Source organism: Lysobacter alkalisoli (assembly GCF_006547045.1).
Taxonomy (GTDB): Bacteria; Pseudomonadota; Gammaproteobacteria; order Xanthomonadales; family Xanthomonadaceae; genus Marilutibacter; species Marilutibacter alkalisoli.
The window spans coordinates 2,422,068-2,439,941 of record NZ_CP041242.1 but is presented as its reverse complement, the minus strand read 5'-3'; the positions used below and the strand labels follow the sequence as shown (position 1 = coordinate 2,439,941).

The window sequence follows — 17,874 nt, the reverse complement described above, 5'->3', positions numbered from 1 at the left end:
GATGCGGCTCGGGCATTGTGTACGTCTTGGGGTATTGCCGGCGGGACTGGTGCCCAGCGGCAATCAGGGATTGCCAGGCTCATGAAAGCTCCAACGCACGCAAGGGCGGTTCGGGGTTGTCCGGGAATGCACCGGGAAGGCGTGACTTCTGAAAGGCGTACCCCTGAACGGTGTGCTCCTTTGTATGAGCTGAATGGGCGCGTATCGAATGGGGCTGCAGACGCTGCAATCGAAGGAAGGAGTCGCCGTCGTGCCGGTCGCCGGCACGGCGCCAACCGCTGACGCGCTGTTGCGGGTGCTGCGCTCGACGCTTGGCCACGGTGGGGATGTGGCGCTGAGCTGGCAACGCGATGGGGACGAAGCCACTGGTACGGGCGGGAATGGGGCGGACTCGCAGGCCCGGGTGATGGCGGCGCGTCTGCTCGCCAACCAGCCCGGCAATGAAGGGCCGCGCCGGATCGGCAGTGCCTGGACCACCAGCGATGGTACCCGCGTGGCGCTCGCGGCCGTTCTCGGTGAGCCCCTGCCGCAGGCAGAGCGCCACGAGTGGCTCGACATGGCCCGCGGTCTGATCGACACCTGGCTGGTCGCCGAGCACGCCCTGGTTCGCGTGCACTCGCTGCAGAAGTCCGAGCGCCTGCAGCAGGCGCTGTACGAGATCGCCGACCTGTCCGGTTCGGACATGGATGTGTCCGAGATGCTCGAGCGCATCCATCATGTCGTCGGTGGACTGATGTATGCCGAAAACCTCTACATCGTGCTCTACGACGAGGTCCGCGCCACCATCCGCTTCCTTTACTTCGCCGACAGCCGCGACCCCTACGTGGCCGATCCCGGGCGCGAGATCCACGAGCGCGAGCTGCCCAACAGCATGACCTTCGCGCTGCTCAAGAAGGGCGAGGCGCAATTCGGGCCCTCGGCCGAGATCCGGCACCGCCTGGGCGTGTCCCGGGATATCGCCCACGGCCCCGACAGCGAGGACTGGCTGGGCGTGCCGATACGTCGTGACGATCATGTTTGCGGCGCGCTGGTCGTGCAGTCTTACGAACGGGCGAACGTCTACGGCGAGGAGGAGCGTGCGCTGTTGAGCTATGTCGCCCAGCACATCCTGACCGCGCTCGACCGTCGCCGGGCCCGCGACGAGCTCGAGCGGCGGGTCGAGGAGCGCACTTATGCGCTGCAGCTGACCAATCGCGACCTGCAGGCCGAGATCGTCGAGCGACAGCGCGCCGAGCGCCTGCAGCGGGCGCTGTTCCGGATCGCCGAACTGTCGATCACCTCCGGCTCGCTGGAGCGCTTTTATGCCCAGATCCACGATGTCGTCGGCGAACTGTTGTATGCGCGCAACTTCTACATCGCGATCCTGCGCGACGACGACAACACGCTCGGATTCCCGTATTCGGTGGACGAGCGGGAGCCGGTGCGGCCGACCCGCAAGCTCGGTTCCGGCCTGACCGAATGGGTGATCCGCGCCGGCAAGGCGCTGCTGGCCGACAGCCAGCGTCTGTTGCAACTGGAGAATTCGGGCGAGGTGAGTCCGCGCGGCGCCATGCCGCATTGCTGGCTCGGGGTGCCGTTGTTCCACGAGGGCGCGGTGGTCGGCGTGATCGCGGTACAGAGCTATTCGGTGGCGATCAGCTTCACCCGCCGCGACCAGGAGTTGCTGACCTTCGTCGCCCATCACATCAGCAATGGCCTGGCCCGCAAGCGTGCGCAGGACCGGCTGGTGGCTGCCCATGCCGACCTTGAACAGCGGGTGCAGGCGCGCACCCAGGAACTGGCCCAGGCCAATGCCGAACTGCTCGAGCAGATCGGCGAGCGTCTGCGTGCCGAGCAGCGCCTGACCTATCAGGCACGCCACGATGCCCTGACCGGCCTGCCCAATCGCAGCCAGTTGCTGGAGCGGCTGGGGCTGGCCATCAGCCGTGCGCGGCAGCAACCGGCCGCAACGCCATCCTTTGCCGTCCTGTTCCTGGACCTGGACCGTTTCAAGCTGGTCAACGACAGCGCCGGCCACTCGGCCGGCGACCACCTGCTGGTCGAGGCGGGCCGGCGCATTGTCGCGGCCGTGCGCGAGGACGACACCGTGGCCCGGCTTGGCGGCGACGAGTTCGCGATCCTGGTCGAGAACCTGGACGAGAAGCACGACAGCCAGATCGTGGTCGAGACCCTGGCACAGCGAATCCTTTCGCTGCTCAGCCAGCCGTGCTGGGTGGCCGGACGCGAGGTGTTTCCCTCGGCCAGTATCGGCATCGCGTTCTGGAATCCCCGTTACCGCAACGGTGCCGACCTGCTGCGCGATGCCGACGCGGCGATGTACCGCGCCAAGGCCGCCGGACGCGATCGCTGGGCGATCTTCGACCAGGCCATGCGCGATCAGGCGGTACGGATCCTCGATCTCGAGGCCGACCTGCGGCGTGCGATCAACAACGACGACTTCGTCGCCTTCTACCAGCCGATCATCTGTCTCGAAAGCAACGCGGTGGTTGGCCATGAGGCCCTGCTGCGCTGGAAGCACGAGCGACGTGGCTTGCTGCTTCCGGGCGAGTTCATCGGCATGGGCGAGGACTGCGGCCTGATCGAGCAGGTCGACTGGCTGATGTATCGCCGCGTCCTGCGGCACCTGGCGGCCGAGCCCGGCGACAGCTACGTGTCGATCAACGTCTCGCCGCGCCACTTTCGCGCCACCGACTTTGGCGACCGTCTGCTGCGGCTCGCAGACGAGGCCGGCGCCGATCCGTCGCGCCTGCGCATCGAGATCACCGAAGTGGCGCTGCTCGACGACATCGCGCGCGCGATCCGCATGCTGCACAACCTGCGCGAGCATGGCGTACTGGCCCAGATCGACGACTTCGGCACCGGCTATTCGGCGCTGTCCTACCTGCACCGGTTCCCGATCGAGTGCCTGAAGATCGACCGCAGCTTCGTGGCCGGTCTCGATGCCGGCGGCGGCCAGGAATCCGTGGCGGTGATCCGTGCGATTCAGGCGCTGGCTGGCACGCTGGGCATCTACACCATCGGAGAAGGCATCGAGACCGGGGAACAGAGCCGGATACTGGCCGAACTCGGCTGTACCCGTGGCCAGGGCTATCTCTATGGCCGACCGGTGGAGACACCGATGTACGAGGTGGCTGCGGCGTAGCGCTCCCGTGCGCGATCGTGGATCGACACGACTACGGATCGATCCGTTTCTCCCGTCCCGGGTGCCCCGGATCACGTCCGGAGCTACCCGGGCTGTCGGTTACCGGCTCACTGCTGCCGTCGCGTCCGGATCCACCAGCGTCCGCGCATCCTGGACCAGTTGCTCGAACCCCGAGCGGGTGCCGTTGGCGTCGTCGCCGCGCATCGAACGCGCTTCGGCCAGTACCGCATCCCAGCCCCAGCCATCGAAGCGACTGCCACCGCGCAGCAGGTCGGCGAAACCGGCCACTGCGGCGGCGAAGCGCAAGGACGGACCGGGCGCGGAGGCCAACTGCGAAGCACGGACCGGCGTCTCGATCAGACGGCTGATGTCCTCGCCCGGGCGCTTGTAGCGCAGCTTCAGGTGGGCGACCTCGTTGTCCAGGCCCGGGGCGGGCGAGGGCGCCTGTGCACCGTAGCGCAGCGGTGGCAGCCGATCCGCGCCGGAGCCGGTCGGAGTCAGTTCGTACAGGGCGGTGACCTCATGGCCGGCGCCGATCTCGCCGGCATCGACCTTGTCGTTGTCGAAGTCCTCGCGTGCGAGCACCCGGTTCTCGTAGCCGATCAGGCGGTACTCGGACACCTGCGCCGGGTTGAACTCGATCTGGATCTTCACGTCCTGGGCAATCGTCAGCAGGGTCGAGCCCATCTCCTCGACCAGCACCTTGCGCGCCTCCTGTGCGCTGTCGATGTAGGCGTGGTTGCCGTTGCCGACATTGGCCAGTTTCTCCGCCAGCGCGTCGTTGTAATTACCGCGGCCGAAGCCGAGCGTGGTCAGGGCGATGCCGGACTGGCGCTGGTCGGCGACCAGCGTTTCCAGTGAGTTCTGGTCCACGGTGCCGACATTGAAGTCGCCATCGGTGGCAAGTATCACCCGGTTCACCCCGTCTTCGACGAAGGCCTGCCGTGCCATCGCATAGGCAAGCTGGATGCCTTCGCCACCATTGGTACTGCCGCCGGCCTGCAATTGTTCGAGCGCGGCCAGGATCTCGCCCTGCCGGTCGCCGGTCGTGGGCGGCAGCACCAGTCCGGCCGAACCGGCGTAGGCGACGATCGAAACCCGGTCCTGCGGTCGCAACTGCCTGGCCAGCATCGACAGCGATTGCTTGAGCAACGGCAGCTTGTCCGGCGAATACATCGAGCCGGAAGTATCGATCAGGAACACCAGGTTGGCCGGCGGCAGCGTCGCCTTCGGCACGTCATAGCCCTTGATTCCGATCATCAGCAACTGCCGCTTGTCGTTCCACGGCGCCGGTGCCAGTTCGGTCGTGACCCGGAATGGCACCTTGCGGTTTGCCGGGGCCGGGTGGCCGTAGTTGAAGTAGTTGATGAACTCCTCCGCGCGCACCGAATCGGCCGGTGGGCGCATGCCCTGGCGGATCATTCCGCGGACGTTGGTGTAGCTGCCGGTGTCGACATCGACCGAGAAGGTCGACACCGGTTGCTCGCTGGTGCGCTGGACCGGGTTGTCGTCGCGTTCGGCGTATTTCTCGGTGTTGGCGGGCTGGGAGTACCAGGCGGGAGGGGCGGCGCCATCGGCGCCGGTGAGTGCAGGGCGACGGCCTGTGCCGGTTCAGGTGATGCCTTTTCGCGTCGCTGCAGGCGCACGTCGGACATGATCCGTGAGCCGGTGACCTCGATGCGGTCCAGGGTCGCCGATTCCCGGGGCGCCGCCGCATCCGCGGTCTGCGCACCGGCCTCGGCCGCCTCGACAGCGGCATCGCGCCCGGAATGCGGACCGGCGGACTGGCATGCGGCCAGCAGACAGGCGGCTGCGATGGCGGCGGCCAGGCGGGTATTGCGAGCGGTGCTGTTGCAGATGGTCCCGTGCATTTGCGGATCCTCGTGGTGGTGGCGTTCATGGGGGTTGAACGCACCGGCTCCGGGAACGGGGTTGGGTTGGTCATCAGGTTGGCGATCCGACCGGGTCGAAGGTCGCCCCGGAACGTCGGCCTACGCGAATCGCTTCAGCACCGCCTGCACCTGATGCAGATAGCCCGCTCCGAACAGGTTCAGGTGGTTGAGCAGGTGGTAGAGGTTCAGCAGCGGTGCGCGTTCGCGCCAGTCCGCACCGATGCCGGCGGCCTTCTGGTAGGCATCGAAGAACAATTCCGGCGGGCCGCCGAACAGGACCAGCATGGCCAGGTCGCCTTCGGCCCAACCGTGGTGGACGGCAGCGCCGTCGATCAGGGCCAGCCCGCCATCGGCACAGGCGTGCAGGTTGCCGGACCAGAGGTCGCCGTGGACGAGTACCGGAGGCGCGGTGGGCAGACGTCCAGGCAGGCGTTCACAGATCGATTCGATGCGGGCGATGTCTGCGGCCGCCAACAGCCCGGCATCGCGGGCCCATCGTGCCTGTGGCAGCAGCCTGCGCTCGGCGAAGAAGCGATGGCCGTCGCTGTCGCGGGTGTTGTCCTGCGTGCTGTCGCCGCACCAGCCATCGGCGTCGAATCCGAACGCGGCTCCGGTCGTCCGATGCAGCGTGGCCAGCGCCGCGCCTGCCGCGGACCACTGCGCCGATGTCGGCCGGCCATGGCCGAGGTCTTCCAGGACGATGCCGTCGGCGCCGAGCGCGAGCACGTCCGGTATCCGCATCGCGCCCGTCGCACGCAACACTTCCAGTCCGTGTGCCTCCGCGGCGAAGAAGCCTGCCGGTGCGCCGGTACGGCGCTTCAGCACCACCGGCCGGCCATGCACCTGTGCGCGGTGCAGGCCGTCGCCGGCCTGGTCCAGCAGTCGGAGTGCCGCGTCCAAGGGAAGGCGCCTGCTGCCCGGCCCGGTGCCGTCAGCCGCGGATCACCAGCAGTCTCGGCTCGGTCATGTCCTCGATCGCATAACGCACGCCCTCACGGCCGAGGCCGGAATTCTTCACCCCGCCATAGGGCATGTTGTCGACGCGGAAGCTCGGCACGTCGCCGATCACCACGCCGCCCACCTCCAGCCGGTCCCAGGCGCGCATGGCGTGGGCGAGGCTGCCGGTGAATACGCCTGCCTGCAGGCCGAAATCGCTGTCGTTGACCGAATCGAGCGCATCCTCGAAGTCTTCGAAGGCCTCGATCGCCGCCACCGGCCCGAAAGCCTCCTCACGATGCAGCGCGGTGGTGCGCGGCACGTTCTCGATCAGGGTCGCAGGCAACATGTTGCCGCTGCGCTTGCCGCCGACGAGTTTCTTCGCGCCGCAGGCCCGGGCTTCGTCGATCCACGTTTCGATCCGTTTCGCGGAGTCTTCGTCGATCACCGGGCCGATGAAGGTCTTCTCGTCGCGCGGGTCGCCCATCGGCAGTTTGGCCACCGCGGCTTTCAGCTTGCGGCGCAGCTTGTCGTAGATGTCGGCGTGGGCATAGATGCGTTGCACGCTGATGCAGCTTTGCCCGCTCTGGTAGTAGGCGCCGAACACCAGCCGCTCGACCACCTGGTCCAGCTTCAGTCCGGGGTCGGCGTCGACGATGCAGGCGGCGTTGCCACCCAGCTCCAGGGTGACCTTCTTCTTCCCCGCACGCGATTTCAGATCCCAGCCGACCAGGCCGCCGGTAAAGCTGAGCAGGGCGATGCGGTCGTCTTCCACCAGTGCCGTGGCGTCCTCGTTGGAGCAGCAGATCACCGAGAACGCGCCCTTGGGCAGGTCGGTCTCGGCGAGGATCTCGCCGATGATCAGTGCGCCGACCGGGGTCTTGAACGCCGGCTTGAGCACGAACGGGCAACCGGCCGCGATCGCCGGCGCGACCTTGTGCGCGACCAGGTTGAGCGGGAAGTTGAACGGGGTGATGAAGCTGCACACGCCGATCGGCACGCGCTTGACCATGCCGCGATAGCCGCGCGTGCGCGGGGAGATTTGCAGCTCGAGCGACTCGCCATTGATCCGGGTCGCTTCACCGGCGGCAATGCGGAAGGTATCGATCAGCCGGGTGACCTCGCCGCGTGCGTCGCGGATCGGTTTGCCGGCTTCCACGCACAATGCCAGCGCCAGTTCCTCGAAGCGTTCCTCGAAGCGGCGCGCGCAGTGCTCCAGCACGTCGCGGCGCTTGTCGGGCGGGAATGCGGCCATCGCCTCGCGTGCCTTGTAGGCGGCGACGATTGCCTTGCGCACCACCCGGGCATCGGCGAAGGCGACGCGGGTTGCGATCCTGCCGCTGTACTTGTCCAGCACTTCCAGGTCGGTGTTGGCGGCAACCGGGCGGTTGGCAAGGTAATAGGGATAGCTGGGCTTCAGTCCGGAGGCGGTGCGTGCGGGTTTGGCCATGGCGGGCTCCGTTGATGAAGGGAAATATTGATGAAGGGAAATACTGATGAAGAGAAGGGGGCGCGCGCGCTCAATCCACCGCGGCACTGAGCCGGGGAATTTCCTCGTTGAGCAGGCGGTCGTCGTCGGCGTAGTCGATCGGAACCTCGATCAGGTCGACCCCGGGCGTGTCCAGCGCCTCCCGCAGCAACGGTGCGAAGGCTTCCGCCGAATCCGGGCGGTGGCCGCGTGCGCCGTAGCTTTCGGCGTACTTCACGAAGTCCGGGTTGCCCAGGTCCATGCCGAAGCTCGGGTAGCCCTCATGCGCCTGCTTCCACTTGATCATGCCGTAGGCGTCGTCGCGCACCACCAGTACGGTCAGGTCCAGGCCCAGCCGCACCGCGGTCTCGATCTCCTGCGAATTCATCATGAAGCCGCCGTCGCCGCAGATCGCAAGCACGCGACGGTCGGGGCAGACGATCCGCGCCGCGATCGCCGAGGGCAGGCCGGCGCCCATCGTCGCCAGCGCATTGTCGAGCAGCAGGGTGTTCGGCTCGCGGCACCGGTAACCGCGTGCGAACCACAGTTTGTACAGGCCGTTGTCGAGGCAGACCACGTCGCATGGCTCCATCGCCGCGCGCACCTCGGCGACCAGTCGCGGTGCGGTCAGCGGGAAGCATGGGCCGCCAGCCAGCTGGCCGAGGTTGTCCAGCAGCGCCGCGCGGACCCGGTCGAAGAACGCGAAGTCCCAGTGCGGCTGCGGCTCCAGCGCTTCGCCGAGCTGCCAGACCGCATTGGCGATGTCGCCGACCACCTCGATCTGCGGGAAGTACACCGCGTCGACCTCGGCACCGGCGTAGTTGACGTGGATCACCGTGCGCCGGCCCTCGCGCATGAAGAACGGCGGCTTCTCGATCACGTCGTGGCCGATGTTGACGATGCAATCGGCCGCGTCGATCGCGCGGTGGACGAAGTCGTGGTCGGACAGCGCGGCGTTGCCGAGCCACAGCGGGTGCTGTTCGTCGATCACGCCCTTGCCCATCTGGGTGGTGAAGAACGGGATCCCGAGTTTGTCGACCAGGGCACGCAGCTGGCGCGCGGTGGTCTTGCGGTTGGCGCCGGCGCCGATCATCAGCAGCGGGTGGCGGGCATCGCGGATCGCCTCGGCGGCATGGGCAATCGCCTTGTGCTCGGCCAGCGGCCGGCGCGAGAAGGCCGGCGGAATCAGCCGGGTGCCGGTGTCGTCGCCGGCGATGTCCTGCGGCAGCTCCAGGTGCACCGCACCCGGGCGCTCCTCTTCGGCACGGCGGAACGCCTCGCGTACCCGCGCCGGAATGGTGTCGGCGGAGACGATCTGGCGGGTGTACTTGGTCAGAGGACGCATCGTGTCGACCACGTCGACGATCTGGAAGTGCCCCTGCTTGCTGACCTTGATCGGCTTCTGCCCGGTGATCATCAGCATCGGCATCGCACCGAGCTGGGCATAGGCCGCGGCGGTGACCAGGTTGGTCGCACCGGGGCCGAGGGTGGACAGGCACACGCCGGCCTTCCCGGTCAGCCGGCCGTAGGTCGCGGCCATGAAACCGGCGCCCTGCTCGTGCCGGGTCAGCAGCAGGCGGATGTTCGAGTTGCGCAGCGATTCGAGCAGGTCGAGGTTCTCTTCGCCCGGAATGCCGAATACGTATTCCACGCCCTCGGCCTCGAGCGCGGCGACGAACAGGTCGGAAGCCTTGGTCATGCAGCGGTCCTGATGCGGCGGAATGTCGATTCTCGCCGCATGCTAGCCGGATGCGTGCACACGTGCCGTGATGCTGTGTTGCGTTGATGCTGTCGCGATGCGCGGTGTTCGGCAAGACCTCGGGGTAGCCCGGGTAAGGCGAAGCCGCACCCGGGAATTCGGAACGCCATCCCGGGTGCGGCTTCGCCTTACCCGGGCTACTTGTCGGTTTCCACCCGGAGCGACAACTGGCCATCGCCGAGGCGCGCCTGCAAGCGGTCGCCGGGCGCGGCATCGAGCACGCTGCGGACCACGCGGCCGTCGCCGTGCTGCAGGATCGCGTAGCCGCGGGCGACGGTGGCCAGCGGACTGATCGCTTCCAGCGAGCGGGCCAGTCCACGCAGGCGCAGCGTTTCGTGCGAAAGACGGCGCGCGATCGCCGCCTGCGGCCGCGCGGCCAAGGCGGCGACGCGCTCACGCAGGCGTTCGAGCCGGCGTCTTGGATGGGCGGCGCGCAGCACCGCCGTGGCATGGCGCAAGGTCGCGCGTTCGCGTTCGATACGCTGGCGCCAGGTCGCATGCAGACGACGCATGGCCTCGGCCTGTCGCTGGCGCAGCGCATCGAGGCGGGCCTGAGGCTTCATCGCATTGAGTCGCAGTGCGGCACGGTCGCTGCGTTGCATCGCATCGCGCAGGCGTTGCGCCTGGATGCGCTGCACACGTGTCTCCAGTACCTGCAGGCGCTGGCGCAGGTCGTCCTGGTTCGGCACCAGCAGCTCGGCCGCGACCGACGGTGTCGGCGCGCGCAGGTCGGCGGCGAAGTCGGTCAGGCTGAAGTCGACCTCATGCCCGACCGCCGACACCACGGGTACCTCGCAGGCGGCGACCGCACGCGCCAGCGCCTCGTCGTTGAACGCCCACAGGTCTTCCAGCGAGCCGCCGCCACGGGTCAGCAGCAGCACGTCGTAGCGGCCGGACGCCGCTGCATGCTTCAGCATCGCGGTGATCTGTGCGGCGGCCCCTTCGCCCTGCACCGGCACCGGCAGGACCTCGGGTTCGGCCAGCGGAAAACGCCGCGCCAGCACACTGAGCACGTCGCGTACCGCCGCGCCGCTGGGCGAGGTGATCACGCCGATCCGGCGCGCGAAACGGGGCAGGGGACGCTTGCGGTCCTCGTCGAACAGCCCTTCGGTCTGCAGCCGCGCCTTCAGTTCCTCGAACGCACGCCGCAGCGCGCCTTCGCCGGCCTCCTCCATGTGGTCGAGCACCATCTGGTAGTCGCCACGCGCCTCGTACAGGGTGAGCCGGCCGCGCACGCGCACGTGCAGGCCCTCGCGTGGCTGGAACTTCAGCCAGCTGCTCTTGGGCTTGAACATCGCGCAACGCACCTGCGCGCGCGCGTCCTTCAGGGTCAGGTAGAGGTGGCCCGAGGCCGGCCGCGATACATTGCCCAGCTCGCCTTCCACCCAGACCAGCGGGAAGCTGTCCTCCAGCAGGTTGCGCGCAAGCGCATTCAGCTGGCTCGGGGTGAGGGTGTCGGGCGCGGTCATGGGAGGGGCACCCTACACCGCAGGGCGGGCCAATGCCATAACATCCACACCAGGCACTAAACGAGGTGGGGTCGATGCGCGAACGCGCGGGCAGGATCGGATCAGGATGGCGAATCGCTGCCGCAGGATGGCTGGCGATGCTGGTCGCCTGCGCGCCGGCCCCGGAGCCGGATGTCGATCCGGGGCCCTTCACCCGCATCGAGCCATTGGAGCTGCCGCTGGAAGGCACATCGTCGCAGCCCGATCTGGTGGCCGCTCCGGACGGCCACTGGCTGTTGGGCTGGGTCGAGCCGGCCGACGGGGACGACGGCGATGACGACAGCGAGCGCAAGCGCCACCGGCTGCGTTTCAGCCTCACCGGCGAAGGAGGCGAATGGATGCCGCCGCGCACGATCGCCGAAGGCGGCAACTGGTTCCTCAACTGGGCCGATACCCCGCACGTCTACGCCCTGGCCGACGGCACCCTGTGGGCGCACTGGCTGCGCAGCACCGGGCCGGGACGAATGGATTACGGCATCGACCTGGTGCATTCCGGTGACGGTGGCATGAGCTGGTCGAGACCCCGCATGGTCAACCTGGTGGACTCACCGGGCGACCATGGCTTCACCAGCTTCTGGCCGCAGGCCGATGGCCAGCTTGGTATTGCCTGGCTGGACAGCCGGGAGAAGGCCGCCGCCGGCCGCACCGGCCACGACGATGCGCACGACGAGGACGGCCACGGTGATGGCGCGCCGATGATGCTTCGCGCCGCGACCTACAGTCCGGGCCGGTTGCGGCCGATCCGGATGGAGGAGTGGCCGCTCGACCTTTCCACCTGCGACTGCTGCACTACCGCCGCAGCGGTGACCGACCGTGGCCCGGTGGTGGTCTATCGCGGCCGCGATGCCGGCGAGATCCGCGACACCCGCATCGTACGCTTCGAGGACGGCGCCTGGACCCGCCCGCGCGACGTGCATCGCGACGGCTGGATGATGCCCGGTTGCCCGGTCAATGGCCCGGTGGTCGCCGCCCACGGCAACACCGTCTGGGTGGCCTGGTACACCCAGGCCGGCGGCGTACCTGAAGTGCGTATCGCCCGTTCGGACGATGCCGGCGACCGCTTCTGGGCGCCGGTTACCGTGGCAAAGGGCCCGCATGTGCTCGGCCGCGCGACCCTGGCGCTGGCCGGCGAACACGTGCTGGTCGGCTGGATGGAGGAAACCGACACCCAGCGCCTGCGACTGGCGCGCTTCGACGCCGGGCTGGAGGCCCCGCCGTACAAGCTCGAAGTCGCCACCCTCGATGTCCGTGGCCGCGCCAGCGGCCTGCCGAAACTGGCGGTTCAGGGCGACGAGGCGCGGATCGTGTGGACCGACGTGGTCGACGGCCGGCCGGTGCTGCGTGGAGCGCGGATTCTCTGACCTGCGTCGTGGCACCCCGGTAGAATAGGCGGATGCCCCAGCCTGCAGTCCCCATGAACAGCCCCCCGCCTTGCGCCACTCCTGCTTTCGGCGCCGCGCCGCGCCGCGACACCCGCGGCGTGACCGTCGGCAAGGTGCAGGTCGGCGGCGGTGCGCCGGTGGTGGTGCAGTCGATGACCAACACCGACACCGCCGACGTCGCCTCCACCGTCAAGCAGGTGGCCGAACTGTGGCGCGCCGGTTCCGAGCTGGTGCGGGTGACCGTCAACACCGCCGAGGCCGCCGCCGCAGTGCCGCGCATCGTCGACAAGCTGGCGATGATGGGCGTGGAGGTGCCGATCATCGGCGACTTCCACTACAACGGTCACCAGCTGCTCACCGCCGAGCCGGCCTGCGCCGAGGCGCTGGCCAAGTACCGCATCAACCCCGGCAACGTCGGTTTCGGCAAGAAGAAGGACAGCCAGTTCGCCACCCTGATCGAACTGGCGATCAAGCACGGCAAGCCGGTGCGCATCGGCGCCAACTGGGGCTCGCTCGACCAGGCGCTGGCGACACGCTTGATGGACGAGAACCACCTGCTGCCGCAGCCGAAGGAGGCCAGCGAGGTGTTGCGCGAGGCGCTGATCCGCTCGGCACTGGACTCGGCCGCGCGCGCCGAGGAGATCGGTCTGCCGGCCGACCGCATCATCCTCAGCGCCAAGGTCAGCGGCGTGCAGGAACTGATCGCCGTCTACCGCGAGCTCGCCCGCCGCGGTGACCACGCGTTGCACCTGGGACTGACCGAGGCCGGCATCGGTAGCAAGGGCATCGTCGCGTCGAGCGCCGCGCTCGCCGTGCTGATGCAGGAAGGCATCGGCGACACCATCCGCATCTCGCTCACCCCCGAGCCCGGACAGGCACGCAGCAACGAGGTCGTGGTCGCGCAGGAGCTGCTGCAGACCCTGGGCCTGCGCGCGTTCACCCCGATGGTCACCGCCTGCCCGGGCTGTGGCCGCACCACCAGCACCTTCTTCCAGGAGCTCGCACAGAAGGTGCAGGCGCACGTGCGCGCGAAGATGCCCGAATGGAAGGTCACCCATCCCGGCGCCGAGAACCTGACCCTCGCGGTGATGGGCTGCGTGGTCAACGGCCCCGGCGAATCGCGCCACGCCAACATCGGCATCTCGCTGCCGGGCACCGGTGAGGCGCCGTCGGCGCCGGTGTTCGAGGACGGCGAAAAGACCGTGACCCTGCGCGGCGAGAACATCGCCCACGAGTTCGTCGAGCTGATCGACCACTACGTCGAACGCAAGTTCGGTGCCTGATCCTGTCCACCCATCAGCCCGACATGCCCCACGAACGTTCCACCCGCCCATCCGCAGCGGGACTGATCCTCACCGGCCTGCTGCTGCCGCTGGCGGTCTTCGCCATGCTGGCCGCTTTGATAGGCATGCAGGGCACGCCGGCCTTCGACGAACCCCTGCTGCTCGCCCTGCAAGGCCTGCACACGCCTGCGCTCGACCGCGTCTTCCTCGCCATCAGTCAGGCCGGGTACCTCTATTTCGTGGTGCCGTTCAACATCGCGCTGACCCTGTGGCTGGGCTGGCGCCGCCGGTTGCGCGAGGCGTTGTTCGTTGCCATCGCATCAGGCGGTTCGGCGCTGCTCAACCTCACCGCCAAGCCGCTGTTCGCCCGCGAGCGCCCGGCGCTGTGGGAGTCGATCGCGCCCGAGCACAATTTCAGCTTTCCCAGCGGCCATGCGATGGGTTCGATGACCCTGGCCTGGGTATTGGTGTTGCTGGCCTGGCCCACCCGCTGGCGCTGGCCGGTGCTGGCCGCAGCGGCGGCCTTCGCCATCCTCGTCGGCCTGTCGCGCCCCTACCTGGGCGTGCATTACCCCTCCGACATCCTCGCCGGCTGGGCCGCTGCAAGTGTGTGGGCGGTGGCGGTGTACCTCGTCGTGCTCCGCCGCCCGGGCCCCGGCCTTTCGTAGCGAAGGCCGGGCAAGGGTTCAGCCCCCGTCCGCCCCAGGTGGCGTCCCTCTGCCCTGGTTGCATGACATCCCCGACGGCGAACTGAGCGCGAAGGAGCGGGGCAGCATTGTGCTGCTGGATGAGGAGCGCGCGTTGCTCGGCGTGACGCGGCGCTGAGGAAAGCCTTATTTCGCCGGGTAGTCCGCCGCGGGCTCCTGCACCCGCGGCGTAGCGGTGCGCACGTGGCCGCGCAGCCAATCGGCGAAGCCGGCCTCGTCGAGGGAGCCTTCGGCGAGTGCGAGCATCTTCAGGTACTTGTCCTCGTCGCTTGCGTCCAACTCGGCGCCGTTGAGCGCGAGGAACACCCGGTAACAGACATGGGCGGTGCGCTTGTTGCCATCGACGAACGGATGGTTGCGGGCCAGGCCGTGGGCCAACGCCGCGGCCAGGTCGGCCAGATCGGGGGGCGGGTCGCCATAGCTGTGCGCCTGCAACGGGCGGGCGAGGGCGGACTTCAGCAGGCCCTCGTCGCGCACACCCGATCCGCCGCCATGCTCCGCCAACTGGCGCTCGTGGATGGCCCGCGCCAGAGCCTCGGTGATCCAGATGATCATCCTTGATTCCTCCGCTTACCGGGCGAGCTTGTGGAGCACAGTGCGGTCTTCGCGCATGATCCGTTCCGCGACCTCCAACTGGGCCGCCAACTCCGGATCGAACGTCGTCAGCCGGATCCCGTCCGGCGTCTCCAGCGCATACAGCGCATCGCCTTTTTCCAGCCGCAGCCGCGCCAGCAACTCCTTGGGCAGGATGACGCCGGCGGAATTACCGATGGTGGTGATCTTGAGCTTCATGCGGGGCCTCCTTGGTTATAACTCATGTTATACCATGGTCCGCGGCGGGGGAAACCGGGCGGCTTCCCGGAGACCTTCATGCCGTATCCTCAAGCCCTCGCAGGAAGGGGGGCGGGCGAATGCGACCCAGCATCAAAGTCGGGTGGATGCCATGGGCGCTGATCCTGCTGTCGGCTTGCAGCCAGGCGCCCGAGCCACAGCGTCCCCAACAGGCCGGCCAGCCCCTCGATCCCATCGAAACCGCCGCCCGCCTGGCCGCCTTGCGCGGCGCCGCCATGACCGGCGATCAGGAAGCCGTGCAGCGCCAGTTCACCGCCCTGCACACCGACATGATGCGTTCGATGAAGGTGCCCGACACTTCCCGTCGCATCGACCCCGAGGCCGCCCGCGCGACTGCCCGCACCGTGCCCGGCGTGCGTTCGGTGGTGTGGGTTGACCGTACCAACCTGTTTGCCATCGTCGAGCGCAACGAGCAGCGCAGCCACGCCACCATCGACGCCATCTGCATGGCACTGGAACCGCTCGGCGACACCCTCGCCGTGGTCGTCAACCTGCAGAGCGGCGCGGCCCGCACTGGCGATGAGCTGGAAATCCTCAGTCGCAACTGCCAGCTTGGCGAAGGCGATCGCGCGCTGTTCCAGCAGAACCGCCAGCTTGATGTCGTCCCGCCCGGGATTCGCGCACAACATCAGGCCGAGAAGGCGCGGCTGGAGGCGAGGGCCGCGCGCAACGAGATGAGCACGGAGGATGAGGCGGCGTTGATGGCGATTCCGGAGATGTGAGCCACGAGCTTGTCGAACGAAGGCTGGCCTCGCCCGGCTTCGGTTCAAGTGGGCTGGTTTCGGTCAGGAGCAGCCATTCATCCGACTTGCCGATTGAAGTGGTGCCTCCGCCGCCGAGCGTGCTGTCGTTTCGCAAGCTCCGCCAGCGCTCGTATCGCGCGGCGACTAATCAATGCGGACGGTGACGCTCTCGCCAGCTTTCGATCCGGCCTTGCTGAAGCGAGCGAAGAACCTTGCGCCCCGCGACCGCATGCGTAAGTTCACGGAGCTCATCCGTTCGATGGTCCGGCTACTGGCGGACTACGCGGCTTCGCCAGGCAGTCGTTCGTCCTCGGTTGACGAAGCCGTACTCCAGGGAGTTTGTACTTCCCCCTTTCAACATCTTATACCACCGGGGGCTTGCGGCAAGCGCCCGGTCGTGTCGTTCAATCGCCAACTCAAATGAGTCTTCGGATGAGGAGTGGCGAAATGAGCGTGTTGTTGTCGAAATATGGGCTGCGCAGGAGCATTGAACCCACGGTTTGGCTTGTGACGCGGGTGCGGGCATTCGGTGCCCGGGGATGTGATGTACGGGTGGCCATGACCGACGGAGCGCGGCCATGACTGAACATGCCGTGGTGATCGCAGGAGGAGGTCCGACGGGGCTGATGCTGGCGGGCGAGTTGGCGTTGGCCGGGGTCGACGTCGCCATTGTCGAGCGGCGCACCAGCCAGGACCTCGCCGGCTCACGCGCGGGTGGCCTGCATTCACGCACCATTGAGGTTCTCGCTCAGCGCGGAATCGCCGACCGGTTCCTTTCGGAGGGGCAGGAAGCGCAGGTCGCGGGGTTCGCCAACGTCCGTTTGGACATCAGCGACTTTCCCACCAGGTATCCCTACGGGCTCGGGCTGTGGCAGAACCACATCGAGCGAATCCTGGCCGGTTGGGCCGGCGAGTTGGCGGTGGCGTTCTATCGCGGACATGAGGTAACCGGTCTCGCGCAGGACGACGCCGGTGTCGACGTCGAGCTGTCCGACGGCCGCTCGCTTCGGGCCGAATATCTCGTCGGGTGCGACGGAGGACGCAGCCTGGTCCGCAAGGTGGCCGGCATCGAATTTCCCGGGTGGGATCCGACGACCAGCAGCCTGATTGCCCAGGTCGAGATGACCGAGGAGCCGGAATTGGGTGTCCGCCACACACCTTCGGGCATGCACGCCCTCGGCAAGGTCGAGTACGAGATCAAAGACGGCGAGGTCGTTTACAAGCCAGGCGGAACGATCGGGGTCATGCTGACCGAATCAAGCGTCGGCACGAGCGAGCCCACCCTGCGCGACCTCAGCGAGGGCCTCGTCGCCGTCTACGGAACCGATTACGGGATCCACAGCCCCTCCTGGATCTCCAGGTTCACCGACATGACCCGGCAGGCCGCGACCTACCGCGCTGGACGGGTTCTATTGGCAGGCGATGCGGCGCATGTGCATTCCCCGGTCGGCGGACAGGGCCTCAACACCGGTGTGCAGGACGCGATGAACCTGGGATGGAAGCTGGCTCAAGTGGTCAAGCGGACATCGCCGGAAAACCTCCTCGATAGTTACCATGCCGAGCGCCACCCAGTCGGTGCCCGCGTGCTGCGCAATACGATGGCTCAGGTCGCGCTCATGCGCGTCGACGACCGCATCGAGGCGCTGCGCGACACCGTGTCCGAGCTGCTGAGCATGGATGAGCCGCGCAGACGATTCGCCGCGATGATGTCCGGCTTGGACATCCGCTATGACCTGGGCGAGGGGCACCCGCTGCTCGGGCGCCGCATGCCCGATCTCGACCTGGTCACCGCCAACGGCCCGCTGCGGGCATTCACTCTGCTGCACGATGCCCGGCCGGTACTGCTTAACCTCGATGAGCCCGGCCGATTCGACATCACTCCATGGGCAGATCGGGTTCAGTTGGTCGACGCTGCCTACGCCGGCGCGTGGGAGCTTCCGGCACTCGGGCCGGTCACTGCTCCCACTGCCGTGTTGATTAGGCCGGACGGATATGTGGCGTGGGTGGGAGACGGCACCCAGCGAGGGTTACTGGATGCACTCACCACTTGGTTCGGACCGCCTACTGCGATGTGCGTATCGGCCTCCAAGATCACTGCGAGGGGCTCATAGAGACATGTTCCGGCCCTATGACGGCTTCGGGACGGGTACGGGGATGAGATCAGTCCGCCTATGAGTGACAACGATCCGTGGTCGAGGCACC

Annotated in this window: 13 protein-coding genes and 1 pseudogene; 6 read left to right on the top strand and 8 right to left on the bottom strand. The window is 67.8% G+C overall.

What is annotated here, in order from left to right; all coding sequences use genetic code 11:
• The first annotated feature begins 208 nt into the window (after positions 1-208).
• Positions 209-3,142, top strand: coding sequence for a bifunctional diguanylate cyclase/phosphodiesterase (locus tag FKV23_RS10620; RefSeq protein WP_244243985.1), 2,934 nt, complete (start codon positions 209-211; stop codon positions 3,140-3,142).
• A 99-nt stretch (positions 3,143-3,241) separates the two neighbouring features.
• Here FKV23_RS10620 and FKV23_RS17710 read toward each other — a convergent pair whose 3' ends face one another.
• The 6 genes and pseudogenes from FKV23_RS17710 to xseA form a co-directional block, all read right to left on the bottom strand.
• Positions 3,242-4,318 carry a vWA domain-containing protein gene (locus tag FKV23_RS17710; RefSeq protein ID WP_341867588.1) on the bottom strand — a complete coding sequence of 359 codons (1,077 nt, stop codon included), beginning with the start codon at positions 4,316-4,318 and terminating at the stop codon, positions 3,242-3,244.
• Between the two features lie 144 nt (positions 4,319-4,462).
• A pseudogene (locus FKV23_RS17705) lies at positions 4,463-4,621 on the bottom strand (VWA domain-containing protein); the annotation flags it as partial.
• A 512-nt stretch (positions 4,622-5,133) separates the two neighbouring features.
• Entirely contained in the window at positions 5,134-5,934 is an 801-nt protein-coding gene (locus FKV23_RS10610; RefSeq protein WP_141623817.1) for a fructosamine kinase family protein, read from the bottom strand.
• Positions 5,935-5,965: 31 nt separating this feature from the next.
• Positions 5,966-7,420, bottom strand: coding sequence for an aldehyde dehydrogenase family protein (locus FKV23_RS10605; RefSeq protein WP_141623816.1), 1,455 nt, complete (start codon positions 7,418-7,420; stop codon positions 5,966-5,968).
• A 70-nt stretch (positions 7,421-7,490) separates the two neighbouring features.
• Positions 7,491-9,137, bottom strand: coding sequence for an acetolactate synthase large subunit (locus FKV23_RS10600; protein ID WP_141623815.1), 1,647 nt, complete (start codon positions 9,135-9,137; stop codon positions 7,491-7,493).
• Positions 9,138-9,334: 197 nt separating this feature from the next.
• Complete coding sequence (gene xseA, locus FKV23_RS10595) at positions 9,335-10,666, bottom strand: exodeoxyribonuclease VII large subunit (protein ID WP_141623814.1); 1,332 nt, start codon at positions 10,664-10,666, stop codon at positions 9,335-9,337.
• Positions 10,667-10,803: 137 nt separating this feature from the next.
• Between xseA and FKV23_RS10590 the strand changes: the two genes are divergently transcribed.
• From FKV23_RS10590 to FKV23_RS10580, 3 genes are read left to right on the top strand one after another with little or no spacing between them, the layout of a single operon-like run.
• A complete protein-coding gene (locus FKV23_RS10590) occupies positions 10,804-12,066 on the top strand; it encodes a hypothetical protein (protein ID WP_167285162.1) in 1,263 nt (420 codons plus the stop codon).
• A 53-nt stretch (positions 12,067-12,119) separates the two neighbouring features.
• Positions 12,120-13,370 carry a flavodoxin-dependent (E)-4-hydroxy-3-methylbut-2-enyl-diphosphate synthase gene (gene ispG / locus FKV23_RS10585; RefSeq protein ID WP_141623812.1) on the top strand — a complete coding sequence of 417 codons (1,251 nt, stop codon included), beginning with the start codon at positions 12,120-12,122 and terminating at the stop codon, positions 13,368-13,370.
• 23 nt (positions 13,371-13,393) lie between these two features.
• Positions 13,394-14,038, top strand: a complete 645-nt coding sequence (locus tag FKV23_RS10580) for a phosphatase PAP2 family protein (protein WP_141623811.1) — start codon at positions 13,394-13,396, stop codon at positions 14,036-14,038.
• Positions 14,039-14,203: 165 nt separating this feature from the next.
• Here the strand turns inward: FKV23_RS10580 and FKV23_RS10575 are convergent, their stop codons facing one another.
• Together FKV23_RS10575 and FKV23_RS10570 are read right to left on the bottom strand one after the other, a co-directional pair.
• Complete coding sequence (locus FKV23_RS10575) at positions 14,204-14,632, bottom strand: type II toxin-antitoxin system death-on-curing family toxin (RefSeq protein ID WP_141623810.1); 429 nt, start codon at positions 14,630-14,632, stop codon at positions 14,204-14,206.
• A 15-nt stretch (positions 14,633-14,647) separates the two neighbouring features.
• Positions 14,648-14,869 (bottom strand): AbrB/MazE/SpoVT family DNA-binding domain-containing protein, encoded by a 222-nt coding sequence (locus FKV23_RS10570; RefSeq protein ID WP_141623809.1) that lies wholly within the window; start codon positions 14,867-14,869, stop codon positions 14,648-14,650.
• A gap of 119 nt (positions 14,870-14,988) precedes the next feature.
• Between FKV23_RS10570 and FKV23_RS10565 the strand changes: the two genes are divergently transcribed.
• Together FKV23_RS10565 and FKV23_RS10560 are read left to right on the top strand one after the other, a co-directional pair.
• Positions 14,989-15,651 (top strand): hypothetical protein, encoded by a 663-nt coding sequence (locus tag FKV23_RS10565; RefSeq protein ID WP_141623808.1) that lies wholly within the window; start codon positions 14,989-14,991, stop codon positions 15,649-15,651.
• Between the two features lie 599 nt (positions 15,652-16,250).
• Complete coding sequence (locus tag FKV23_RS10560; RefSeq protein ID WP_141623807.1) at positions 16,251-17,783, top strand: FAD-dependent monooxygenase; 1,533 nt, start codon at positions 16,251-16,253, stop codon at positions 17,781-17,783.
• The last annotated feature ends 91 nt before the right edge of the window (positions 17,784-17,874 follow it).